This window comes from Streptomyces sp. NPDC007164 (assembly GCF_040634135.1).
In the GTDB taxonomy this organism is placed as follows: domain Bacteria; phylum Actinomycetota; class Actinomycetes; order Streptomycetales; family Streptomycetaceae; genus Streptomyces; species Streptomyces sanglieri.
This window is the reverse complement of record NZ_JBEYFB010000064.1, coordinates 1-22827: the sequence shown is the minus strand read 5'-3', so window position 1 is coordinate 22827 and position 22827 is coordinate 1. Positions and strand designations below refer to the sequence as shown.

Sequence of the window (22827 nt, the reverse complement as noted above, 5' to 3'; positions counted from 1 at the left end):
CCGCGGCATGGCGACAGGCCGGCCCCATCAGGCATCGCCCGGCACCGTCGGCGGCCGCTTCGCGATCCTCGATCCGGCGACGGGCGAGGCTTTCGAGGAGGCCCCCGACCAGCAGCCGGACGAGTTGGACGCCGTTGTCGGCCGAGCCCACGAGGCCTGGCGCGACTGGCGGACCGACCGCAGCGCCCGCGCCACCGCCCTGCTCGCGGCAGCTGACGCCACGCAGGCTGCCGGGGCGGAGCTCGCTTCCCTGCTCACCCGTGAACAGGGCAAACCCCTGTCCGAGTCGTACGCGGAGATCGCCCGCACGGCGGCCCGCCTGCGCTACTTCGCCGAACTGGCCCCCGAGCCCCGGCCCATCACTGACGGCCGCCCGGTACGCAGCGAGATCCGCTGGCGACCGCTCGGGCCCGTTGCCGCGATCGTCCCGTGGAACTTCCCCCTCCAACTGGCGTCGGCGAAGCTGGCGCCGGCGCTCGCCGCAGGCAACACGGTGGTGCTCAAGCCCTCGCCCTTCACGCCCCTCGCCACACGGCTGCTGGGATCCGTCATCTCCACCGCCCTCCCCGAGGGCGTACTCACGATCATCACTGGTCAGGAACCCCTCGGGGCCCGCCTGGTCTCCCATCCGGGGATTCGCCACGTGACCTTCACCGGTTCGGTTCCCACCGGACGGGCCGTCGCGGCAGGCGCGGCGGCGTCGCTCGGCCGCGTCACACTGGAGCTGGGCGGCAATGATGCCGCCATCCTGCTGGAGGACGTCGATGTGGAGCGGATCGCGGACCGGCTGTTCTGGGCGGCGTTCCGCAACTGTGGGCAGGTCTGCATGGCGGTCAAGCGCGTCTACGCGCCGGCCCGGCTCTACTCCGACGTTGTCGAGGCCCTCGCGCAGCGCGCGAAGACCACGGTCGTCGGATCCGGCCACGACCCTGGCACACAGCTGGGTCCGGTCAACAACATCCCCCAACTGGCCCGGGTCGAGCGCTACACGGCCCGAGCCCTGGCGGACGGCGCCCGAGCCGCGGCCGGTGGCCACCGGCTGGACCGACCGGGTTACTTCCATGCCCCGACGATTCTCGCCGATGTCCCGTCCCACAGTCCGGTGGTGACGGACGAGCAGTTCGGTCCGGTTCTGCCGGTGCTGCCGTACCGGAGCCTCGACGAAGCCGTCGAGGCTGCCAACGACACCGGCTTCGGGCTGGGCGGCTCGGTATGGGGGACCGATCTCGACCGGGCCGAAGCGGTGGCCGACCGGCTGGAGTGCGGGACGGCGTGGATCAACCACCACGCCGAACTGTCCCTCGCCCAGCCCTTCGCGGGCATCAAGGAGAGCGGCGTCGGCGTCGCGGGCGGGCCCTGGGGGCTCTACGGGAACCTCAGACCGTTCGTCGTGCACCGCCCGGAGGAGGCATGACGATGAGGTTCGGCGCGGCCGTACTGCGCTCGTACGAGAGCCGATTCGCTGTCGAGGAGGTGATCCTGAACAGGGGACCGGCCGATGGCGAGATCCTGGTCAGGATCGCGGGCTGCGGGATGTGCCGCACCGATCTCGCGGTCCGGCACTCGGCGGGCCGCTCACCGTTGCCGGCGGTTCTCGGTCACGAGGGGGCCGGGGTCGTGGTGGAGACGGGTGGCCCGCACACCGGCCTGAGCAACGGCGACCACGTCGTGCTGAGCTTCGACTCCTGCGGACACTGCCGGAACTGTATGAACGCAGCCCCCGCCCACTGCGACTCCTTCGCCTCGCTCAACCTCTTCGGCGGGCGCAAGGAGAAGGTCGCGCGGTTCACCGACGCGGCCGGGGACGAACTGGCCCCTCGGTGGTTCGGCCAGTCCTCCTTCGCCGAGTACGCGGTGGTCCCGGCCCGCAATGCCGTCCGGGCCGACCCCTCGCTGCCCATCGAACTGCTCGGGCCGCTCGGCTGTGGATTCCTCACCGGCGCCGGAGCGGTCTTCAACTCCTTCGGCACCGGGCCCGGCGACACCATCGCGGTTCTCGGCGCGGGAGCGGTGGGCCTGGCCGCGGTGATGGCGGCCACCGCCTCCGGAGCGGTGACCGTGGCTGTCGACCGGACCCCCGAACGGCTGGCTCTCGCCGAACGGTTCGGAGCGATCCCGCTGCCTGCCGCATCGGCCGACCTGCCCGGCCGGATCCGACGACTGACCGACGGCGGCGCACAGTACGCACTCGACACAACGGCCTCCGTCCAACTGATCAACGACGCGCTGCGGGCCCTGCGCCCGACCGGTCACCTCGGCCTGGTGGCACGGCTCCGTACCGCGCTGCCGCTCGAACCGGGGACTTTGGACCGGGGCAGGAGGATCTCCCACATCTGCGAGGGGGACGCGGTGCCGGGACTGATGATTCCGCGGCTGACCGAGCTGTGGCAGGCCGGGCGTTTTCCCTTCGACGAGCTGATTCGTACGTACCCACTCGCCGACATCAACGACGCCGAACGCGACTGCGACGCGGGCAGTGTGGTCAAACCCGTCCTGATTCCGGAGGGGTAGGAGCCGTTGATGATCGCGCCACCTGATGCCTCTGTCCAGCCGGTGGCCGCAGAACTGCACGCTGTCGGGCGCTCTCCGAGGCACAGGATGCCCGGAGCAGTGGTGTCGTGCGCCCACCGTTGATCCATCATCCGCATTCTCGTTGTTCATGGTCTGGGCCTGTCCAAAGGAGGAACACGTGATCGGCACAACGTCTCGGAACACCGGAGTGGAGGGCGTGGGAGGAGGTGTCGGCCTGACGGCTCTGCTGGTCGCCGCGGCACGGGCGATCGAGACCCACCGCCACGACACACTCGCACGGGACATCTACGCGGAGCACTTCGTACTCGCCGCACCGGCGTCCGCCGACTGGCCGGTCCGGATACAACAGGTTCCGGACGGCGACGCCAACCCACTGTGGGGCCGGTTCGCGCGCTACTTCGGTCTGCGGACGAGAGTCCTCGACGACTTTCTTCTCCGATCCGTACACACGGGTGGCGCCCGGCAAGTGGTCCTGCTCGGGGCGGGGTTGGATTCGCGGGCGTACCGACTCGACTGGCCTCCGGGCTGCGTGGTCTTCGAGATCGACAGAGAAGGCGTGCTGGCGTTCAAGCACAAGGTGCTCGACGGACTGTCGGCCACTCCGAAGGCGGCGCGCACACCCATCCCGATCGATCTGCGCGCCGACTGGGTCGCCGCGCTGACAGACGCCGGGTTCGATACGGACACACCGAGCGTCTGGCTGGCAGAGGGGCTGTTGTTCTACCTGCCGGCCGCCGCCGAGACGGACCTCATCGACACGGTGGACCGGTTGAGTACGGGAGGAAGCGCGCTGGCGTACGAGGTCAAGCTCGACAAGGACCTGCTGGAATACCGCGACAGCCCGCTCTACACCGCGACGGCGCATCAGATCGGCATCGACCTGCTCAACCTGTTCGACAGAGACCCGCGGCCCGACTCCGCGGGTCACCTGGCGAGCAGGGGCTGGGACACATCGGTTCGGACCCCCTTCGACTTCACCCGCAGACACGGACGCGGCCCACTGCCCGAGCAGAACGACGCGTTGGCTGGCAACCGGTGGGTATTCGCGAACAAGCCCGGACGGTGACGCGGCCGTCGGACGACCGGACCGCCGCCGATCGTGCTCCTCCGGCCCGCCGGCCCACGAACCAGCGCTCCTCCTGACGGCCACACACTGGTGAACGACGAGGGGCCGTCTGCCACGGTCATCGCCTCAGCTGCCGACAGAAAGGGGGCGACCGGCCAGGGGGCGGCCGGCCACGCGGAGTACGGGTGCCCCGGCGAGCCGGCCGAACCGATGAGCGGAGATACCGGCATCCGGTCCGGTTGAGAGAACCTGGCTATTAGGTTGGTACTCATGATTGCTCTGTATCCGCGCGTACTCGCCGGGAACTATCCGGCCGTCTTCGCTTTCTACGATGCCGTCCTGCCCGAGCTGACGGGATATGCGCTCGCGCACGGTGACTCGGCGTCCGGGTACGCCAGTTGGGACGCGGCTGAGGGGGCGACCGCGTTCGCCGTGATCCAGCGGGATGCGTTCGTCGGCGAGGTTCCGTCGGCTCCTGAAGAGGGTGGTGCGACCTTCGTCGTGCCCGTCGCGGACGCGGCGGCGATGGACGCGGCGGTCGCGCTGTGCCGACGGCATGGTGCGGTCCTGGTGGCACCGGCCCGGGATCTGCCGGGTTGGGGGCTGCGGGCGGCGCACCTGCGCGACCCGGACGGGAATCTTCTGGAGATCCAGACGTACTGAGTGCCGTTCGGCGGTCCGATCGGTGACTCCGTCACTCCGAGCCGTAGTACAGCCGGAAGAACTCCTCCATCGCCGCGTCGACGCCGGCGCGGTCACCGGTGGCGAGCAGGTCGAGCAGCAGACCGCGGACGGTGGCGAGTCCCAGCCTGGCGCGGTTCCGGGCCACGACAGGGTCTGTACCCGCGGCGACCTCGGCGGCCACGAGCGGCTCCAGCCAGTCGTTCACGAACCCGTCGAGGACCGGGAGGGCCTCGGGCCGGCCCCGCAGCGCGTGCCCGCAGATTTCGAAGAAGAGCCGCTCCTGACCGGCCAGCTGAGGATCCGTCAGCTGCTGCCAGAGGAGCCTCGCGGTATTGGACGGCGAGAGGCCGGGTTCCAGGCGGAACCGGGAAAGCAGATCGCGCTGGCGCTGCTCCGACGTCCGGACGATCTCGACGAGCAGAGCTTCCTTCGAGCCGAAATAGTGGATCAGCATGCGGTGGCTGACGCCGATCGCGGCGCCCAGGCCGCGCAGGCTGAGGTCTGCGAAGCCATGTGCCGCGACGTAGTCGACGGCCGCGTTCACCAGTTGAGAGCGCCGGTCCCCGTCGGCGCCGGGTGCGGACTTTTCCCCAGCATGTGAGCCGTCCATATTCACCACGTCGCGAGTGTACCAATTGGTACATGTGTTGTGTACCGTGTGGTACATGAAGTCTGTTACCGTGTCGGTCGACGTACCGCAGACTCCCGAGCAGGTCTACGACTTTCTCGATGTCATGGCTCACCATGTGCGATTCACCGACCACTACCTGTCCGGATGGAGCTACAGCGGACCCGACCAGGGCATCGGATCGTGCGCCACGGTCACAGCCACCCTGGGCGGCAAGAAGACCGACGTCACTATCGAGGTAGTCGAGGCCGACCCGCCGCGGTGCATCGTCGAGCGGAACGTCAGCGCGGCCGGCCGACGGCTGGCCCGCGGCACCTACACCATCGAACCGCTGCGGGCCGGCGGAAGTCACGTGTCGTTCACGTACGCCTGGGCGCGCGCCCCGCTCGCCGACCGTCTGCTGGCGCCCGTCGTTCGGGCCACGATGCGGCGCGCCAACCGTACGGTCATGCGTCGCCTGGCCACCGAGTTGGCACGCCACGTGTCCGCTGCCGAATCCTGACGTCGGTACCATGCCGATCGGCTCAGCCTGGAGAACGGCAGCGGCCGCGAGCGGGTCCTCACCACCCTTCGACAGCGCGGTCAAGGCGGGGGAGAGACACCGCCGTCTCCGGCGTAGACCGCACCGCACGGCAGGGGTCGCCCGCATCCTCCTCTGCCGCCATCGCGACCTGCTCGAACACATCCACCATTGACCAGCTCCAGCGCCGCGTCACCCCGCTGGAACAGGAGCCCGAGGACGAGCAGGACACACCCGACGAGCGAACCGAGGAGCTCGAAGCGTCCCGGACAGCCAACCGCGAACTCACCCGAGCCCTGAACCACTGCCGATGTGCGGCACCTCCACGGCGGCGACCGCCCGGCTCCTCGTCCTACCGTTCACGCCAGGTGTAGGGGGCGACGGCGGTGGTGTCGATGTCGGTGTCGGGCCAGCGGCGGCGCAGCAGGTCCGCCGTGGACCGGCACCAGGCCGCCAGGTGGGGGAGCACCCGATGCACCTCGGCGGTGCGGGCTCCGGATTCCAGCAGGCTCACCATCTGGGTACGGGAGTCGTCGCCAGGGCCGCGCGCGTCCAGCGTCGTGAGCCGGTCGGCGCGCGTCATCACCCACACCATGGAAGCCGCGGCCAGGCCGAAGCCGAACAGCCGGTCGTCCTCGGCCTCGGGAACCGTCCGGGCAAGGGCTCGGCGGAACGCCTCGACCTGGCCGGGCCCCGATACTCCCAACCAGTTCGGACCCGGGACCGTGAAGCAGGCCGCGGCGGTGAGGGCGTGGCGGAAGCCCGCCCCCTCGAAGTCGATCAGCTTGCCGCCGCCCGGCCCGGTCAGGAAGTTGTGCGACTCGGAGTCGCCGTTGGTCAGGGCCAGGAATGGTCCGGGATCCGCCAGTTCGGCCACGGCCGCTTCCAGATCGCGCTCCGCGGCTGCGGGCAGTGGGACGCCGAAGGCGGCGGCCCGGGCGAGCCCGCTCCGCCAGAGGCCGATGTGAGCGTGTTCCCAGTCGCCCAGCCGGTCAGCGCCGGTGCCCAGGGCCGTGCGGCGGGCGTTGAACAGCGCGGCACGGCCGACGGATGCGGCGGCCAGCTCGCCCATCGAGGTGGCGAAGGCGGTCAGTTCGGCGTCCAGTGCCGGGGTGTGGCCCTCCTGGTGCAGCAGTTCGGCCAGTTCAGTGCGCGGGTACAAGTCCTCCAGCACAAGCATGCGGGAGTCCGGTGCGGCGGCGTGCAGGTCCGGTGCGAGGTCGAGGCGGAGATCGTCGGCGATGAAGGCGAGCGCGGCGTGCTCGCACCGGGTCAGCTCCTCGGCGGAGCGGAGGCCGTATCCCTCGGGGCGGAGACACTTCACGACGACCGTCTCGGGGGGTCCGGTCGCCCCCGCCAGGTGGGCGCGCAGCACCCAGGGACGGTGCAGCGGCTCGATGCGCTCGACAGTGGTCGGGGCGCCGACAGAGGCCGTGAGCAGTGCCTCGATTTCGGCGGATGCAGGAACGGCGGCGTCCAGAGGTGGGAGCATCGGGGGATCCTCGCACGGCCGGGCCAGGAACAGGTGGAATTCCGTGCCGAGGGGCGTTCCGCAGCTCAACGCCATCGCCATGTAACTCGGGCCAGGCACGATCCTGGACGGGGAGGCGGTGATCCGGCGGAACGGCCCGACTGGACTTCGCGGAAGCGCGGTCACGGGCCCGCGTCGTCCGTGCCCCGGCCCACGTGCCCCAGCCCCCATGCCCTGGCAGTCGGGCAACCGGCCCCCGGGGCGCATGTGACGCCAGCGGAGCCATCTGTTCCTGCACCGCAGTGCCGCCACCGAGACGGATAGGGTCCTGCGAATGGACATCACAGACCTGACGCCTCTGGAACGTCGCATCTGGCGGGCGTTCCCGCATGGAACAGCGGTTGATGTCCGCTCGGACGAGGGGGATGACCCCGCGACCTTTCGGAGCGTGGATCGGGATGTTCGGGCCGAGGTCGTCCGGGCCCTCCTTCTGGGAGGCTCATCCGAACCGGTGAGGCGCCTGCTCTGCGCGTCGCCGGAGCGAGGATCATAGGCGTCCTCGACCTTCAGGACGTGGCGAGACACCACCCGGTCCGCCCGACCTCATGCCACCTCCAGGATTCCCTGGAGCTCGACGGGGCGCAGACCCGTCAACTCGACCTCAGTGGTTCCCACCTCTCCGCTCTGGCGGCCATGTCCCTTCGCGTCGACGGCGCGCTCTGGCTCACGGGCTGTCAGATATCGGGGAGCGTCCGGCTGAGCAACACTGAGATCTCCAGCGGGATCTTCCTGGAGGGCGCACGCCTCGGGTCTGGTCGCGGATGGGCATTCCAACTCGATCATGCCTACATGGGCGCAGATGTCCGGGCACCCCGCCCGGTGGCACTGGGTGGGCTCCACCTCGGCACGGCCCGTGTCGAAGGGGCCGTGGATTTGGAAGAAGCCCGGATCGAGAACGCGGACGGCGACGCCCTCGACGCCGCGCGGCTCACCGTCGGGACTGTCCTCAACGCGGGTGGCCATACTGCTGAGGGCCGGGCCAGGCTCACCGGCGCCAGGTCACGGGCTGGATCTCCTTCATCGAAGCCGAGCTCAGCAACCCGGGCGGCGTCGCACTGGGCATCAGCAGCTGCGAAGCCACACAGCTGACGCTGCGGGATGCCCAACCGGTCTCCGGTGACGCCAGACTGCACTACTCCACCTTCAAGATCATCGAGACGGAGCCACAGGTCTGGCCTGCCACGGTACGGCTGGAAGGACTGACGTACGAGGCACTCACTCCGCGCCGTCCCGCCGCGGACCGACTCGCCTTGCTGCAGCGTGACGCGGACGGCTTCGTCCCGCACAGCTACGAGCAGCTCGCGGCCTGCTGCCGGCGTGTCGTGTTCCGCGACGCGGCGCCCCACGGCGCGGGCTACCTGCCGGTCACCGAGATCGCGCAGCGCCTGCGGGTCCGCGGCCGGGGCGGCACGCTGCTGCAGCCCGGTATCGACCTGCTGCACCGGGCGGACGACTTCCCGCCGGGCGCCCCGATCCTGGTCATCACGGACGGTGAGTGTGACGTGCTGCGGATCAGGACGGAGCACGCCTGTCTGCTGCCCCGCGGCGGGCGGCTGCCGTTCACGGCCCGAGGGCCGCTGTTCCATGTGAGTTGAAGTGGGATGCGGTCGGACGCGAAACGCACCACAGCTCGCTCCCGGGCGCGCACATCAGCTTGCCGAGCGCAACGCGCACAGTATCCGGAACGGCAACCCGACGCCGAGCCGCACCGGACAGGTTCCTGGAACAGGTGAGGGTGTCGACCGCCGGAGTGCCGGCCGTGAACGAGTGCTTGGTGTCGCCGTCGCCCTGATCGCTCTGGCCTTCGCCCGGGAGTGCGCCGTCTGACCTGGGCGGGCCGTCTGCTCCTCATCGGTCTCCTGCCCTGCCCGGTCACCACAGGCCTCGCGATCGGGCCCTGGCTCTACGTCGGCTGAGACCGCGAAGTCGTCCCGGAGGACAGCACAGGAAGACAGCAGGGGCGAGGAACACACAGGGAAAGGGCCGTCGCGACGGTCACGCGGGATCGTCGCGCACTGCTCGGCCTTCGAGAGCGTCTCGCGCTGCCCCTGACACAGCGAACCAACCCGGCCTGACCTCGGTCAGTACGCCATCCAGCGCCTCGACCGCTGCGCGCAGGTCCTCCGCCGCGGGATCAACAGGAGTCGGCAGACTCCGGCCGAAGAGGCGAAGACGCCAGAAGTCGAAGATCTCCGTCCCATCCGCGGCGAAGTCCACATCGATGTCGATCCCGTCCGGGCTTGCCAGTCGACAACCCACCCCGTGCACCGCGTACGAGTAGCCACCGGCCTCGCCGCGGCGGCTGATCTCGCCCGAGTGAACAAGCGCGAGCAGGTCCGCCAGTCGATGCAGTGAGGGTACGGACATCCGAACCGTGGTGCGGGCAGCGCCGAGAGCGCCGACGAAGCCGAGCACCAGGTCCCGTGCCGCCAGCACCTGGTCGACTGACACATCCTCGTTCCCGGACTGCCGCAACACACCCTCCGGGTCACTGTCGGATGATCTGGGGCGGGATTCTTGCACGAGTTCGGCCCGCCGTGCCAGAGAAATCCCCTGTAGCAAGAACGGTGATCGTGCACACGGCGAGATGCCGCGGAGGACGCCTCCGCACCAGCGGACGACGAGCGCGGTGTCGCAACGCCTGACGCATCGCCAGGTACACAGCGGGACAGATCAGCGGCGGGTACGCCGCCCTCGTCGTCGGAATATCGGCGCCCATGCTGCTCACTCAACTCGGCCGCATCGAGACGGTGAATCAGCTAGTGACGGGCGAACGGCAGCCCGCTGACACCGAGGGTGCCGGTGTCCCCTCCACCGAGCCTGCCGCCGCTGATGCAGTTGAGCGAGGCCACGCGGCCGGCTCCGACGCCACGCGAGCGCCGGGTGCTGTGGCCGCGGCTTCGCCGTCTGTGCAGCCGCCCCGACGGCCACAACGGCCGGCGCCCTCCGCGGAACCGGTGAGGCCCTCCGCTCCGCCAGGAGGGCTGCCGTCACACATGCGACCGAGGGCCTCGCCGAGGCGACCTGCCACAGTCACGGACCCGCGTACGCAGGAGCCCACGTCCGGCGAACTCCCTGCGGACCGAGCGCAACTCCCGGACACCACGCGCGCCGGAGACACCCGTATCTCTTCCGACTCGACCGAGGGCTCGGGGTCCGGGCTCGATGGCCAAGGCGCGCCACCATGGCGGCAGGGGCCACCGATCGGGGAGGAGGGGCTTTGAACAGTGCCCGGAACCTGCTGAACGAGGACCGGCCCGAGTACGAGCGAATCCTCGACGAGGCACTGCGTCACGCCCATGAACGACCGGATCTGGCCGCGGTCGGCGAGCGACTCAACGCCGACCAGTTGCGCGCCATGGCCCTGAACGCCACTGCTTTCATCACCGCGACCGCGGCCACCGAGTACGAGCAGTACGTCCGGGCCCGCGAAGAACTGCGTGGCTCGGCGCACATGTATCCGTCCACCGGCTCCGCGCCCACCCCCGCTGTGTCCGCGGTACCCGCATCCGGACTCGGCACGACGGCTGTCGATCACCACGGCCCGGCAACGCTGAAGCGCCGGTTCGGCGCCGCTGTCCTGGGTGCCGGACGACCGGGCGGCCGCCCGGTCGGCGACGGTGTCGCTCCGCATCGGTGGGCCGGGATGTCCTTCGGTCGCCGTCTGCTGGCAGCGCTGCTCGGCCTGCGGGTACGCCCGGACGTACCGGCGGCGGCAAGGGTGCGGGCCCCCGCTCCTGCACGGACCGCCGGACGCGACACGCCGGCTCCGGAGACGGCCTTGGAGGCCTCCGCACCTGGCGTGCTTGTCGTCTTCGCCGTTCTGGCGCCGTTGATGGCGGGCAGCGGCGCGGCGCTCCTTCTGCTGGCCGGCCACATCCTGAAGATGCTCGATCCACCGCCGTGGTTCGCACACTCCATGATCAGTGTGGGATGGGTTTTCGCGGCGTTCACCGCGGTCGCCATTCTCGTCTCCGCTGTCGGTCTTCTCATCACGGCTCTGCGAAACGGCTCGACATCACTGATGGCCGACGAGCGGGGCGAAGAAATGTCGGAGGACGTGGCACGCGCCAGAGAGGCATGGCGGCATGCCCTGCTGGAACGCGGCATCCTGCCGTTCCTGCGCGACGCCCTCGCCGACCCCGGCACCGTGCCCTCGGCGCGCACCACGTACCGTCCGGTCGTCGCGCACCACGTACCGTCCGGTCGGCGCGCACCACGTACCGTCCGGTCGGCCGCATCCCGGCAATCGGCTACAGCAGGCCGGACTTCTCCAGCCCGGAAGACGGTCCAGCCACCACGTCCGGGCCGACGTTCGCCGGCCCCGACTTCACCACTCAGGAGCGCGGGGGCCCGGAACCCCGGCCGGAGTGACACGCCGGAGTCAGTCCTGAGTCGGTCCGTTCGGCCGGGGTGGTGGACAAGATCTCCGGCCGACGCGCGGCACTGGAACCGGCCGCACTTCCAGGACGCCTTCTCTGGACGACAGCGACCCCGCCGCCCCGTCGCTCCACCGCCCCGGCGGTTCTGCGGGCAGGAAGGTGAACACCGGCCGGGACAGGAGCTGCCCGATCCCGTCCACCGAGCGACCGCCGAGAGCGCGATGCGGTGTGCCCATGAACTGGTCAAGGAGCGACAAGCCCGTGAACGAGAGTCCGGCATTCCCGGCGATCGAAGATGTCGTCGAGTTGCGGCCGCACACCACGGCGAGCCTCGAACCGCTGCTGCGCTGGAAGAACGACGTCGAGATCCGGAGGTCTTCGCCGACAACCCGCGCTCGTGCGACTGCTGAAGGACGTGGGCCTCGTGCGCGAGGGGGCCATACGCGAGAGCATCCACCGCGACGGGCAGCGCGTCGACGAGTCCGTCTTCGGGATGCTGCGACACGAGTGGCCCGGGCGGCGGAAGTGACCAGGACCGGGATCGGCCTCTCCGGCCACGTTGCCCGCCCGGGGCCACCGGGACGACGACGTCTGCCGGGGCGTCTCGAACGTCGAGTACGGCGGTACTGCCCGCCGACGAACGATCCCGGCGTGCATGTACGGCACGCACCTGCCTACGTCGCGATCCAGCTCACCTGGTTCGCCGCGGCCGCCTTCCTCGGCCTCCTCACCTTCCGTCACCGCACCCGCAACGCGCTCCCAAGACGCCCTGCGGCCACCTTCCGAAAAGCCGGAGCACACCGTGAGCCGGCGGGACCGCCAACCGGCCGATGCGCATCCTGATGAATGTCCAGGAATCGACGACCAGATCACAAGTCACCGAGACAGCGCCGGATCTGGGCGGCGCAGGGGGACTGACGCTTCGAGCAGGAGGCGCTGGATTGTGGTGATGGTGCGGGCCCCGCGGCTCAGTGCCTTGGCTCCCCGCGTGCGCAGCAGCTCTGGGGAGCGGCCGCTGCTGTCGGCGAAGGACTGCAAGGCAACGCCTTCCTACGAGAGCGCGCGCCTGCCTACGACGGCAGTTTCACAACATCGGCCCCCACGTCTGCTCCTGCTTCGTGGGCGGATGGGGAACGGACGCGATGGCGTGGGCCGCCGACGCGGCCGAACTCCTCCCGGAGTCCGAGTTCCCGCACAAGATGCACTCGACCCCCCTTCCTGGCAGGCGGCAACGTCGTCGGGCGGGCCCTGACCTCAGTTCGGCGACACCACTGACGGCCACCGCGGCCCTGCCGAGAAGACGATCGAGTCCGCGTCGGACATCCAACCGGCGTTCATCCAGGGCTCATTGACTGTGGTCGTGCGCCGCTGCTGTAATCCACTCGCCCCGAAAATCGACGTTCCGCATGGCAGAACAATGAGAGGGTGGAATCGGATGAAGCTGGGCAGGGTTTCGGCGGTCGCGGCAATCGCGGCCGCGACACTCATCGGGAGTGCGGCGTCTCCCGCAATGGCCGCGACCTGGACACGGACGGCCGACTATCAGCGGTGGACTGGGCTCAATGCGCTTGAGCGCGGGCAGGGCGTGGCGACGGACGGGACGCATTTCTACTATGCCGGGCCCGGCGGGATGGTGAAGGCCACAGTCGCCAACGACTCGGAGGTCGCATCATCGGTGGCCCCGATTCCATGGGCGCTGAGCGGGACGTACGGCAGCGATCACATAGGGGACGTGGAGTACTACGGCGGCTATGTGATCGCGCCGATCGAGGACGGTGACCGTGGCTACCAGCATCCGCTGCTGGCGCTGTACAACGCGAGTGACCTGAGCTACACGGGTCGCTATGTGCAACTGCCTCTTGCGCAGATGCCGGGCGGGGTGCCGTGGGTTGCTGTGGACGCTGCCGCGGGACTGGTCTACACCTCGCCATGGGATCAGGATGCCGCGAAGGGCACGAACAAACTGGTCGCCTACAGCCTGAAGGACCTGCTGAGCCTTCCGGCCGGTTCGACACTTCCTGTGGTGAGGACCGTGACACTGCCACAGCCCCTGAGCAGGATCCAGGGTGCCGCGATGTGGCAGGGCAGGCTCTATGCCTCCGTGGACGACTCGGCGAAGTCGGTTCACTCGATCGACGTCAGCACCGGTCAGGTTGCCTACGAGTTCCATCAGGACGTCGAGTCCGGAGACGAGGTTCAGGGGATCGCCGCCTGGGACTTCGGTCCGTCGGGCGGGCAACTGCACATCGTCAATGTGGGATCGGGCTGGAAGTCGATCTTCCTCTATCTGCAGCACTACACCCCGACCGGCTGAACCGTCACGGCATCAGGCATTCATCGACGAGCAGGACGGCGTCCTCTATCCGGCATTCGCGGACGAGCAGCGGGCCGAAGGGCCGGCGGGCGGGTCGGCGCCGGGGCTGCCTTCGGGGCGGCTCCGGCTCGATCGCGAGATCGAGGTGTCGTTCGGCCCAGGTCACGTGCTCGCCCGCGTACGCCGGGCCGTCCCGATCCGGACCCGGCGCGGAATCCCACCGAACGCCTGCCGATGATCCCGCCACCGGCCACAACGATCGTTGCCGACCGGCGGGAACGACCGCAGCCGTTCACGCTCGGCACCACTCGGATCACCCCGCCCCGTGCCTGCATCCGCGATTCGAACGCGGAGTGGTCGCATGACCTGCCGGCATGTGTGCGCACCCATGGACACGTCGGCCCTTCTCCCTGCGCACGGGCGCAGCTCACGCACATTGGTCGTTCCCGCTGAACAATCTGTCCAGATGCAGATCGATCGCGATGAGCGCGTCCTGCGACCCGATCACCTCCAGTTCGATCAGGGGGGCGAAACCGGTGAGGGCGAGAAGCAGGTTGGTCTCGATCGCCGGATCGCGGTCCGAGCCGATATGCCCGTCCGCGACGGCACGGCGTACCAACTGCTCCACGAGGGCCCGTCCTTGGACGAGGCCGCGGCGCGCCTGCTCGTGGACGGCCTCGTCGTGCAGCGCCTCCAGGACGTAGGCGGCACTCATCCGGCTGGTCGCGCGGGCGTCGGCATGCAGGGGAAGCATTTCCGCGAGCGTCAGCCGCAGCACGTCACGAGGGTGCGGACGGTCGCCGAGCTTCTTGAGCCCCTGGTCGACGCGCAGCGACGTCTGCTCGGACGCGAAGTCCATGGCGAAGGAGAGCATGGCGGCCCGGGTGGAGAAATAGTGCTGCAGTTGCCCGAGGGAGATGCCCGCCTCCTGCGCCACCACTCGCATCGTCAGATGCGCGACGCCGCGCTGCTCCACCACCCGCCACAGCGCGCGGGCGATCGCTTCGCGGCGTCCGCGGTGATCCACCTGTTTCGGCATCGCCGGCCCTTCCCTCGCGCTCCGGAGCCTTTCCAATACGGTTGACATAATACACGTGACCTATAACCCTGGGGTCATGCCTGGACAACTGCCTGCACAGCCAAGAGTGCGTACCACGGAAGGTGTCGTGCAGGGGCGCCTGCGGCAGGGACACGCAGTGTTCCGCGGCATCCCCTACGCCCGGCCCCCGGTGGGAGCGTTCCGCTTCGCCGCGCCGGCCCCGCCACAGCGCTGGGAGGGTACGAGGCAAGCGGCGGAGTTCGGCCCCGTGGTGCCGCTGTCGCTGCCGGTCGACACGGGCCCGCCGCAGGGCACGGACTGGCTGACGCTCAACGTCGGCACTCCGGATCCGGGCGCGGCAGGACTGCCGGTCGTGGTGTGGATCCCCGTTGGTGGCTACATCTCGGCGGTGTCGAGCGACCCGATGTACGACCCGGCAGCGCTGGCCGGGGAGGGACTCGTCGTGGTGACCATCAACTGCCGTGTGGGAGCGGAGGGGTTCGCGTTCCTCGACGACGCGCCGCCCAATCGCGGCTTCCTCGACCAGATCGCGGCGTTGGAGTGGGTGCAGCGGAACATCGCCGCCTTCGGAGGCGACCCCGACCGGATCACCGTTGCCGGACAGTCTGCCGGGGCAGGGTCGGTCGCCGCACTCCTTACGATGGAGTCGGCGCGCGGCCTGTTCCGGCGGGCCATCGCCCACTCGGTGCCGGGGCTGTACAGCACCCCCGCGCTGGCCCGGCAGGTCACCGCCGCGTTCGCGGACCGGCTCGGCGCTGCGGCCCCCACCGCTGCGGCCCTGCGCGACATCGATCCATGGCACCTGGCCGCAGAGCTCACCTCCTTCAACGCAGACCTCCACGCACACCGGGAGAGCTGGGGACGGCTCACGGAGACCGGCACCGCCCTGTGCCCCGTCGTCGACGGGGAGGTTCTCCCCGAAACGCCCTGGTCCGCGCTGACCGGCGCGCGCGTGAGTGGCACCGAGCTGCTCGTCGGCCACACCCGGGACGAATTCCGGCTGTTCAGCGTCATGAGTGGACGGCAGGGCACCTTCACCGAGCGGGACGCCTGCGCAGCCCTGGAACTGCTCGCCCCGCAGCCGGACGGCGCGGAGGCGTACCGTGCCGCGTTTCCACAGGCCGGCCCGGAGGAGCTGGTGGAGGCGGTGTACTCCGACGCACTTTTCCGCATGCCGTCGCAGCAGTTGGCCGAGGCGAACGTCGCAGCCGGCGGCACCTCGTACCTTTTCGAACTGCGCTGGACCGCCCCGGCCCTCGACGGTGCCCTGGGCGCCTGCCACAGCCTCGACGTTCCGTTGGCGTTCGGCACGCTGGACAGCCCCATCAGCGTACAGCTCATCGGCGACGAGCCCACCCCCGAGGCTGTTGCGCTCTCCCATGAAATCAAGGAGGCATGGATCCGCTTCGTCACCACCGGCGACGCGGGCTGGGCCGCCTACCGGCCCGACCAGCAACTCACCCGCGTCCTGGACGCCGAGTCGGAGACCCTGCCCTACCCTGAACAGGCTTCCCGCCGGATCTGGGAAGGCTGCTGCCCCGCCCCCTTCGATCTTCCGTGAGTGGCCTGCGATCTCCCGTGGGGGCCTGCGCGTGATCAGCACCGTGGACGTCGACCTAATTATCGGCCTGGCCGTCGGCAAGGGCGAACACCACGCCACCGCCGTCACACCGGCCGGGAAGAAGGCGCTCGACAAGCGCCTGCCCCACACCGAACCCAAGCTCCGCGACGCAGTCGACGAACCGGCCTCGAAGGGGCGGCGAGGACGAGACGATCGCCGAACTGGAGACGACCGTCGACTTCGACGACGACCTGGCGGGCGGGGCCACCCGAGCCGATGGCCGAACGGCTGGTCGGGGACATCTGCGCCACCCTGGTCGAACAGACCGTCGTCGTTCCGCGCGACGGGGCGGCCGCGTTGATCGTCCCGCGCCCCGCCTCGGCCGTTTCGAAGAACGCGCCTTCCTTCAACGGCTGTTCCAGGTAGGTGCTCCAGTGAGTTGATGGCGCCCGCCACCGGCCGGTGCACAGTGTTGTTGTACTTCAGGGGCAACTGGGCGTGGGGTTGTGCAGTGCCATGGATCGCGGATCGCGGATCGAGTAGCCCGTCGCAGACGACGCGAGGGCGTCACACAAGCCAGTGGACTGGGCGGGCTTGATCGCTTCGGAGGGGTACGGCAGCCGTCCAGGAGAGCTGGTCGACGAAGCAGTGGCGCAGATACCCATGGTGCCCCGTCGTCCCCTGAGCGCCTCTGCAGGACGACGGGGCAGGGAACTGCTGCTGCCGCCGCTGGCGGCCGTCCGAGACTGATGCCCGGTGGCATGCGATAGCTTGCCCACCATGACCGAACTGGGATCTGTCGCCTGGCCACCCGCCCCGATCAAGACCGAGCGGCTGGTACTGCGTGAGCCCGGGGCCCGGGACCGTGCGGCGGTCATCGAACTGCTGGCCTCACCAGAAGTGGGCAACTACCTCGGTGGCCCCCAGCCGCGTGACGAGCTCGAACGTGAGATGCCCGGGGTACCCAGCCGGCGCCCCGGCCGCTTCATAGTCGATCTCGATGGAGCGATGATCGGCCAGATCACGCTCTACAGAGAAACAGGGCACCTTCGCCAGGCTGCCGGGAAGGCGGAGCTCGGATACCTGTTCCTGCCGGATGCATGGGGATGCGGATACGCCGCCGAGGCGGGCGCCGCAGCACTCGACTGGTTCGCCGACGCGTTTCCCAGCGAGCAGGTGGTGCTTGCCACCCAGACTGCCAACGTCCGCTCGATGCGCCTCGCTGCGAAGCTGGGATTCATCGAGGTGGAGCGGTACGAGGCCTACGGGGCCGAGCAGTGGTTCGGCATGTGGTCCCCGGTCACGCCGTCCGATTGAGCTCGTGCGGCCCGGTGGGTTCGCTGCAGGTGGACGTGCCGGCGTACAAGGGCTGCAAGGGCGTTGTGCAAGTCATCCTCGTCAGCAGCTTCTTCGCCGGCCTCACCACCCCGAGACCGCGGGCAGGACACGGTTGCGCCGCCATCCGCCGGCTCACGCCGTTGTTTCAGTTCGGTGACGGGGCGGGAGCGGCTCGGTGAGGGGCCGTACGTTGTATCGACATGAGACCCCGTATCGCCGTGATCGGCAGCGGCCCTGCCGGCCTTACCTTCGCCCGCGTCCTGCACCGTCATGGTCACGCTGTCACTGTCCTCGAACGAGACTCCGCCCGCGACGCCCGTCCTGCGGGCGGCACGCTGGACCTCCATGAGGGGATGGGCCAGTTGGCGGTGGAGAAGGCGGGGGTGCTGGCGGAGTTCCAGGCCTTGTCCCGTCCCGAGGGTCAGGCCATGCGCATCCTGGACACGGACGGGACCGTCCTCCGCGACTGGCAGCCTCGTCCGGGTGAGCGGGCCAATCCCGAGATCGACCGGGGGCAACTCCGTGACCTGTTGCTCGGGCCTCTGGACGTCCAGTGGGGGCGGGGCGTGACGGAGGTGGTGCCGGAGAGCCGGGACGGCGTGCTGGTTCACTTCGCGGACGGGCGGCAGGAGACGTTCGACCTCGTGATCGGTGCGGACGGTGCCTGGTCCCGAGTCCGCCCGGCGGTCTCGTCCGTGACGCCGCAGTACACCGGCGTTACCCTGATCGAGACCTCCCTGGACGACATCGACACCCGCCACCCCGATCTCGCCCGGCTGGTCGGCGACGGCTCCGTGGCTGTGTACGGCGTGAACCGCGCGCTCGTCGCCCAGCGCAACAGTGGCGGCCACGTCAAGGTGTACGCCCAGTTCCGCGTGGAGCTGGACTGGTACCCGAACCCGGACCGGCACACCGGCCTGGACCGGCACACCGGCCTGGACCGGCACACCGGCCTGGACCAGCGCGCAGGCCTGGACCAGCGCGCGGGCCTGAACCAGGCCGACGCCGAGGCCGTGCGATCGAGCCTGCTGGCCTTGTTCGACGGCTGGGCCGCTCCCGTCCTCGACCTACTCCGCCACGGCACAGCTTTCCTCCACCGCCCCCTCTACGCCCTTCCCGTGTCCCACACCTGGGCCCACGTCCCCGGGGTGACGCTGCTGGGCGACGCCGCCCACCTGATGCCCCCGTTGGGGGCGGGCGCGAACCTCGCGATGCTGGAAGGCGCCGAACTCGCCGAGTCCATCGTCGCCGCCCCCGGCCCTGGAGATCTGGACAAGGCCGTCCGCGCCTTCGAGGAACAGATGTGGGCACGGGCCGGCAGGTGGGCGCACATCACGATGGCTGGACTGGAACGCCTCGTGAGCCCGAATCCCTCCGAAGCCCTCGCACTCTTCGACGAGGTCCAGCCTTCCTGACCGCCAAGCGCGAGAGCATGGCCCGGATCGTCGGTTCCTTGGGGCCGTCCCCACCCTTGCCGCCCGACTCAACGCCTCGTGCGGCCCGGAGCGCCCACCACGGGCTGACCCAAGGCCCCGGCGACATCCCTGGGCCCCTGAACGGGGACTGGCGCAGCGTCAGAAGACGGACTCGCCTTCAGCCGTCGAGCCGCAATGTGCTCACGGTCAAGGTCGAGCACCGTCCGAACGCAGTCCGGCCGCCGGGCGAGGACACCAAGGCCGTGACCGCGGAACGGCCCGGGGCCTGCTCACCGCGGTCCGGTCGAGCATGGCCGGATCTGTCATCGGCCTGTTTCCCCGGCCTGCCCTGTACGGGAGGCTGTGGCGACCACGGACAGCAGCCCGGCCGGCAGAACGGAGCATGTGATGGCCGAGGTACGGGAAAACGAAGCGGGGGAGCCCGCTCAGCGCACGATGACTCCGTTCGACGACATCTACGACCAGACCGATCCCCGCGCCTTCTTCCGGGAACTCGGCGCGTTCGGCTACAGGACACCGCATCACGCCCAGCGCATCTTCCGCCGCCTGGCAGCGCTCCGGCTGCGGGCCCCGGGGGATGCGGTGTTGGATCTGTGCTGTTCCTACGGCATCAACGCAGCCCTGCTCAACCACGACCTGACCCTGGACGACTTGTACGCCCACTACGCTTCGCCGCGGGTAGCGGCCTTGACCACGGAGGAACTGGCCGAGCACGACAGGTCCTTCTTCCGGGCCCGCCGCCGGCGGGACGCAGTCCCGGTGATCGGCCTCGACATCGCGCCCAATGCCATCGCCTACGCACGAGCGGTCGGTCTGCTCGACGACGGATTCGCCGAGAATCTGGAGACCGCCCCGCCGACCCGAGACCTGCTCGACGCAGCCCGGAGTACCCGACTCATCACCGTCACGGGTGGCGCCAGCTTCCTGTCCCGGGCCACATTCCAGCCACTCCTGGACACTGCCCGCACACTGCCGTGGGTCGCCGCCTTTGTCCTGCGTACCGGCTCCTACGCGCCCATCGCCGAGTACTTGGCCGGTCACGGCCTGACCACCGAGACGTACACCGGGCACACCTTCGTCCAACGCCGCTTCACCGGCGCTGCCGAGCAGCAGTACGCCATCGACGCGGTGACCGCCCAGGGGCAGGACCCGGAGGGCAAGGAATCGGCGGGTCATTTCCACACCACACTGCATCTCGCGCGTCCCGCGGCCGATGCCGGCACGCCCTCGCTCGACGAACTCGTCGCCCGGTGAATACTCCCGCTCACGCGCTGCGCTGCTCTTCCCTCACCAGCGGATTCCGGGTTTATCGAGGTCGGCCCGGCGTTGTTCGGTGAGTCCGGCGGTGCGCTTGCGCACGTTGTTGGGCCATGTGCCAAGCTTGATCACCACAGCCGCCTCGACTGCTGTGCCCGGCACCTGAAGCTGACCCACCGTCCGAGACCCTTGCCCTGCACGACGACGAAGTCGCCCGCGCTCGATGGCAGCGTCCTCTCGACCTGGACATGCCGCTGGACGAGACGGAAGCACCGCTGCCACCCCGTTCCCCGTACCGGGAACCACTCCGGATCGACCGGATCCAACTCGTCCCGCCGCTCGGTCATCTCCCCGACCGCCGACGCGCGCGGCAGGGGGCAGCCGCGGCGGAGCCGCAGGAACTGGTCGTAGTGAGCGACCGGCGGCAGAGGCCGCTCGTCGGGTGGCAGGTGCGTCCGGATGGCAGCGGGCAGTGGGGCGATACTTCTTCGGCTTCCTGCTGATGGTTCTGGGGCCTCAGCAGAGGCGGCCTCAACAGCGGCTGCTCGGCCGCGAAGTACTCGCCGATCGTGCGAGTGTGGGACCGGATCCGGCGGGCGTGACTGCGTTCCCCCATACACCCCAGCGTGCGGCTGCCCGACCTGCCGGAAACCTTCGCCCCCGAACCGGTGCCCGCCAGCCCCAGACCACTGCTGAAGCACGTATAGCGAGTCCTTCCCAACTGAGCGGTGGCTGCCCACGGCGGCCAAGGCCGACACCGCCGCCGGCCACTTGCGCTGATTACCGGACCGATCGGAGCCGAGCCGATGCCACAGGCCTCACGTACAGCGCGCCGCGCGGGAGACCTGTCTACTGGTCTCCCAGCTTCGGGTGGTCATCGGCGAGACACACTCCGTCGACTACCACCCTGTTGCCCATGCAGGACACCAGCCCGGGGAGATTGCGAAGAGCTCCACGCGTCGTGCTTCGGTCTCGGTCGTCGCCGCGGCCGCCGAGGGTATGGGAAGCCCCGCGGCATGGAGTTGCGCGTGCTGCCGCCCTGCGTGCCACCGCGCAGCCGTTCTTCGCCCAGACCCCGACTGGATGCCCGTCCCACACCGCAGTGGCCGGGGGCAGTATCTGGCACCCCGGGCCCGCTGAGCCGTGGTGCCCCGGCAGGCCCGGCCGGGGCACCACGCGGTGTGCGGCTGCTACCAGGCGATGTTGCCGCAGTAGGGAGTGGTTTGACCGAGGGTCTGGTTCACGACGCAGACCCGCGCTCCGGCCCCGCGACCGTTCCAATGGAAGCCGGTGGACCGCTTGTTGAGCTGGGCCTCGTAGACCTTGGAGATCTGCTTGTAGTGAGGGTAGGTGTCCGCGCGTTCCAGCCACATGGCGCACCGGGCTCCCCACGATTGGACCAGGGCTTGCACATACCCGTCGGAGGACCGACGGTTCAGCCAGCCCTTGCAGGAACCGGAGGTGACGTCCTTGCCGGGGATATACACCACGGACTGGGCCCCCACCCCCTCCTTGTCGGACGTGCCGGCCGGTGCGGCCCCGGCCGTGGTTGGCGAGGCCAGCAGCGAGCTGACGCCCAGGACCGCGGACACGGTGAAGAGACCGAGTCGACTGCGAGCTGTCGTGTTGTGCATGGGGATTCTTCCTCCCGGTGGTCGGGGCGGTGCGGGGCGGGTAGCCCCGTCCGCTGTGCTTCCCTGAGCGTGCGGGCCGGGCCCATCTCCCGGCCACCGAAGCCGGTGTGCCTGAGACATCGTGGGATTCCCACGCCGGTGACCTGTGAGGATGTCCGAGGGGAGGACAAAGCTGTGGGACGACGCGGAATGCCATGCGTGACCGGAGCCGATGACGTCGACGCGGCGTCCGCGACTGTGTTCGCGCCGCTTCATGTCTCCTTCTTCGGGCAGCGACCGGAAGCCATCTGCTGAGCAGGGTGACCCGCGTGGAATATGGTCGAACCGCGTTCGTGGTTCCTCCCCGATTCCTGCCTGCGGCTTCCTGCTGATCTACCCAGCGCAGGAAGGCGGGTTGCGCTGCGTCAGGCCCGCCGGTTCAGCCGCGGACGCCTCTTGCGTCTTGCGGACATCCTCGGCATCTCCGTCAGCCGCAGCACGGTACTTCGACTGGTTGATGCGATGCCTGACCCTCAACCGCCGTCACTACATGTGGCGAGTATCGACGAGTACGTGATGCGCAAAGGCCGCGTCTACGGGACTGTGTTGGTTTACGTCGAGACCCGCAGGCCTGCCGAGTGACCTGGACCGCGTGGTCTCCGAGCCGTCCGAACTCGCCGAGCTGTGGGCCGAAGCCGCGAAGGATCGAAGTGGCGCCAGGACATCACCCGCCTGCGCGAGATCCTTGACCCTCCGGCCCCGCCACAAGAGGAAGCCCTCTTCGAGGTCTAACTGATCACTTACAGTTAGCTTGTATTTAAACCTTTGCCTTTGGTTAGTTGGGCGGGCTGGCCACGGGTTTTGCTGTTCGCCGGACAGCGGAGCGGCCTTTGCTTGATCATGTG

General features: G+C 69.4%; 20 protein-coding genes and 4 pseudogenes. 16 read left to right on the top strand and 8 right to left on the bottom strand.

Going from position 1 to position 22827, the window contains the following annotated elements; all coding sequences use genetic code 11:
• Window positions 1-7: 7 nt before the first annotated feature.
• The 4 genes from ABZ622_RS37780 to ABZ622_RS37765 all read left to right on the top strand — a co-directional run bounded on the left by ABZ622_RS37780 (window position 8) and on the right by ABZ622_RS37765 (window position 4261).
• Window positions 8-1414, top strand: coding sequence for an aldehyde dehydrogenase family protein (locus ABZ622_RS37780; protein WP_360551225.1), 1407 nt, complete (start codon window positions 8-10; stop codon window positions 1412-1414).
• Window positions 1415-1416: 2 nt separating this feature from the next.
• Window positions 1417-2511: an NAD(P)-dependent alcohol dehydrogenase gene (locus ABZ622_RS37775; RefSeq protein ID WP_360551247.1), complete on the top strand. Its 1095-nt coding sequence runs from the start codon at window positions 1417-1419 to the stop codon at window positions 2509-2511.
• 178 nt (window positions 2512-2689) lie between these two features.
• Window positions 2690-3598, top strand: a complete 909-nt coding sequence (locus ABZ622_RS37770) for a class I SAM-dependent methyltransferase (protein ID WP_360551223.1) — start codon at window positions 2690-2692, stop codon at window positions 3596-3598.
• A gap of 270 nt (window positions 3599-3868) precedes the next feature.
• Window positions 3869-4261, top strand: coding sequence for a VOC family protein (locus tag ABZ622_RS37765; protein ID WP_360551221.1), 393 nt, complete (start codon window positions 3869-3871; stop codon window positions 4259-4261).
• Window positions 4262-4292: 31 nt separating this feature from the next.
• On the opposite strand, the gene ABZ622_RS37760 is transcribed toward ABZ622_RS37765, so the two are convergent.
• Window positions 4293-4892, bottom strand: coding sequence for a TetR/AcrR family transcriptional regulator (locus ABZ622_RS37760; RefSeq protein ID WP_360551245.1), 600 nt, complete (start codon window positions 4890-4892; stop codon window positions 4293-4295).
• Between the two features lie 55 nt (window positions 4893-4947).
• Here ABZ622_RS37760 and ABZ622_RS37755 point away from each other — a divergent pair, with 55 nt between their 5' ends.
• Window positions 4948-5412, top strand: coding sequence for an SRPBCC family protein (locus tag ABZ622_RS37755; RefSeq protein WP_360551219.1), 465 nt, complete (start codon window positions 4948-4950; stop codon window positions 5410-5412).
• A 370-nt stretch (window positions 5413-5782) separates the two neighbouring features.
• Here the strand turns inward: ABZ622_RS37755 and ABZ622_RS37750 are convergent, their stop codons facing one another.
• Together ABZ622_RS37750 and ABZ622_RS37745 are read right to left on the bottom strand one after the other, a co-directional pair.
• Window positions 5783-6922 carry a hypothetical protein gene (locus tag ABZ622_RS37750; RefSeq protein ID WP_360551217.1) on the bottom strand — a complete coding sequence of 380 codons (1140 nt, stop codon included), beginning with the start codon at window positions 6920-6922 and terminating at the stop codon, window positions 5783-5785.
• 582 nt (window positions 6923-7504) lie between these two features.
• Window positions 7505-7924, bottom strand: coding sequence for a hypothetical protein (locus ABZ622_RS37745; RefSeq protein ID WP_360551215.1), 420 nt, complete (start codon window positions 7922-7924; stop codon window positions 7505-7507).
• Window positions 7925-8277: 353 nt separating this feature from the next.
• On the opposite strand from ABZ622_RS37745, the pseudogene ABZ622_RS37740 reads away from it, so the two are divergent.
• Window positions 8278-8556, top strand: a pseudogene (locus ABZ622_RS37740) (hypothetical protein); the annotation flags it as partial.
• 400 nt (window positions 8557-8956) lie between these two features.
• On the opposite strand, the gene ABZ622_RS37735 reads toward ABZ622_RS37740, so the two are convergent.
• Window positions 8957-9397, bottom strand: coding sequence for a hypothetical protein (locus tag ABZ622_RS37735; RefSeq protein ID WP_360551213.1), 441 nt, complete (start codon window positions 9395-9397; stop codon window positions 8957-8959).
• 748 nt (window positions 9398-10145) lie between these two features.
• Here ABZ622_RS37735 and ABZ622_RS37730 point away from each other — a divergent pair.
• From ABZ622_RS37730 to ABZ622_RS37715, 4 genes and pseudogenes are all read left to right on the top strand, one after another.
• Window positions 10146-10403: pseudogene (locus tag ABZ622_RS37730) on the top strand (hypothetical protein); the annotation flags it as partial.
• A gap of 378 nt (window positions 10404-10781) precedes the next feature.
• Window positions 10782-11335, top strand: a pseudogene (locus ABZ622_RS37725) (hypothetical protein); the annotation flags it as partial.
• Window positions 11336-11740: 405 nt separating this feature from the next.
• Window positions 11741-11872 carry a hypothetical protein gene (locus ABZ622_RS37720; RefSeq protein ID WP_360551211.1) on the top strand — a complete coding sequence of 44 codons (132 nt, stop codon included), beginning with the start codon at window positions 11741-11743 and terminating at the stop codon, window positions 11870-11872.
• 906 nt (window positions 11873-12778) lie between these two features.
• Window positions 12779-13657: a hypothetical protein gene (locus tag ABZ622_RS37715; RefSeq protein ID WP_360551209.1), complete on the top strand. Its 879-nt coding sequence runs from the start codon at window positions 12779-12781 to the stop codon at window positions 13655-13657.
• 4 nt (window positions 13658-13661) lie between these two features.
• Here ABZ622_RS37715 and ABZ622_RS37710 read toward each other — a convergent pair whose 3' ends face one another.
• Entirely contained in the window at window positions 13662-13823 is a 162-nt protein-coding gene (locus ABZ622_RS37710) for a hypothetical protein (protein ID WP_360551207.1), read from the bottom strand.
• Between the two features lie 261 nt (window positions 13824-14084).
• Entirely contained in the window at window positions 14085-14696 is a 612-nt protein-coding gene (locus tag ABZ622_RS37705) for a TetR family transcriptional regulator C-terminal domain-containing protein (RefSeq protein WP_360551205.1), read from the bottom strand.
• A gap of 106 nt (window positions 14697-14802) precedes the next feature.
• On the opposite strand from ABZ622_RS37705, the gene ABZ622_RS37700 reads away from it, so the two are divergent.
• The 6 genes and pseudogenes from ABZ622_RS37700 (at window position 14803) to ABZ622_RS37675 (ending at window position 20306) form a co-directional block, all read left to right on the top strand.
• Complete coding sequence (locus tag ABZ622_RS37700) at window positions 14803-16278, top strand: carboxylesterase family protein (protein ID WP_360551203.1); 1476 nt, start codon at window positions 14803-14805, stop codon at window positions 16276-16278.
• Window positions 16279-16321: 43 nt separating this feature from the next.
• Window positions 16322-16550: pseudogene (locus ABZ622_RS37695) on the top strand (hypothetical protein); the annotation flags it as partial.
• A 4-nt stretch (window positions 16551-16554) separates the two neighbouring features.
• Window positions 16555-16704 carry a hypothetical protein gene (locus ABZ622_RS37690; RefSeq protein WP_360551249.1) on the top strand — a complete coding sequence of 50 codons (150 nt, stop codon included), beginning with the start codon at window positions 16555-16557 and terminating at the stop codon, window positions 16702-16704.
• A 354-nt stretch (window positions 16705-17058) separates the two neighbouring features.
• Window positions 17059-17595 (top strand): GNAT family N-acetyltransferase, encoded by a 537-nt coding sequence (locus ABZ622_RS37685; RefSeq protein WP_360551201.1) that lies wholly within the window; start codon window positions 17059-17061, stop codon window positions 17593-17595.
• Window positions 17596-17816: 221 nt separating this feature from the next.
• On the top strand, window positions 17817-19031 hold the full coding sequence (locus ABZ622_RS37680; RefSeq protein WP_360551199.1) for an NAD(P)/FAD-dependent oxidoreductase: 1215 nt from the start codon (window positions 17817-17819) through the stop codon (window positions 19029-19031).
• A 408-nt stretch (window positions 19032-19439) separates the two neighbouring features.
• On the top strand, window positions 19440-20306 hold the full coding sequence (locus tag ABZ622_RS37675; RefSeq protein ID WP_360551197.1) for a hypothetical protein: 867 nt from the start codon (window positions 19440-19442) through the stop codon (window positions 20304-20306).
• 33 nt (window positions 20307-20339) lie between these two features.
• Here ABZ622_RS37675 and ABZ622_RS37670 read toward each other — a convergent pair whose 3' ends face one another.
• Both ABZ622_RS37670 and ABZ622_RS37665 read right to left on the bottom strand, forming a co-directional pair.
• A complete protein-coding gene (locus ABZ622_RS37670; protein ID WP_360551195.1) occupies window positions 20340-20486 on the bottom strand; it encodes a hypothetical protein in 147 nt (48 codons plus the stop codon).
• Between the two features lie 1013 nt (window positions 20487-21499).
• Window positions 21500-21943, bottom strand: coding sequence for a hypothetical protein (locus ABZ622_RS37665; RefSeq protein ID WP_360551193.1), 444 nt, complete (start codon window positions 21941-21943; stop codon window positions 21500-21502).
• Window positions 21944-22827 lie beyond the last annotated feature (884 nt).

Bases quoted from the DNA above. Each gene is read 5' to 3' on its own strand.
- ABZ622_RS37780 (WP_360551225.1), top strand. From the start codon at position 8: ATGGCGACAGGCCGGCCCCATCAGGCATCGCCCGGCACCGTCGGCGGC.
- ABZ622_RS37775 (WP_360551247.1), top strand. From the start codon at position 1,417: ATGAGGTTCGGCGCGGCCGTACTGCGCTCGTACGAGAGCCGATTCGCT.
- ABZ622_RS37765 (WP_360551221.1), top strand. From the start codon at position 3,869: ATGATTGCTCTGTATCCGCGCGTACTCGCCGGGAACTATCCGGCCGTC.
- ABZ622_RS37760 (WP_360551245.1), bottom strand. From the start codon at position 4,892: ATGGACGGCTCACATGCTGGGGAAAAGTCCGCACCCGGCGCCGACGGG.
- ABZ622_RS37755 (WP_360551219.1), top strand. From the start codon at position 4,948: ATGAAGTCTGTTACCGTGTCGGTCGACGTACCGCAGACTCCCGAGCAG.
- ABZ622_RS37750 (WP_360551217.1), bottom strand. From the start codon at position 6,922: ATGCTCCCACCTCTGGACGCCGCCGTTCCTGCATCCGCCGAAATCGAG.
- ABZ622_RS37745 (WP_360551215.1), bottom strand. From the start codon at position 7,924: ATGGCCACCCGCGTTGAGGACAGTCCCGACGGTGAGCCGCGCGGCGTC.
- ABZ622_RS37715 (WP_360551209.1), top strand. From the start codon at position 12,779: ATGAAGCTGGGCAGGGTTTCGGCGGTCGCGGCAATCGCGGCCGCGACA.
- ABZ622_RS37705 (WP_360551205.1), bottom strand. From the start codon at position 14,696: ATGCCGAAACAGGTGGATCACCGCGGACGCCGCGAAGCGATCGCCCGC.
- ABZ622_RS37690 (WP_360551249.1), top strand. From the start codon at position 16,555: ATGGCCGAACGGCTGGTCGGGGACATCTGCGCCACCCTGGTCGAACAG.
- ABZ622_RS37685 (WP_360551201.1), top strand. From the start codon at position 17,059: ATGACCGAACTGGGATCTGTCGCCTGGCCACCCGCCCCGATCAAGACC.
- ABZ622_RS37680 (WP_360551199.1), top strand. From the start codon at position 17,817: ATGAGACCCCGTATCGCCGTGATCGGCAGCGGCCCTGCCGGCCTTACC.
- ABZ622_RS37675 (WP_360551197.1), top strand. From the start codon at position 19,440: ATGGCCGAGGTACGGGAAAACGAAGCGGGGGAGCCCGCTCAGCGCACG.
- ABZ622_RS37665 (WP_360551193.1), bottom strand. From the start codon at position 21,943: ATGCACAACACGACAGCTCGCAGTCGACTCGGTCTCTTCACCGTGTCC.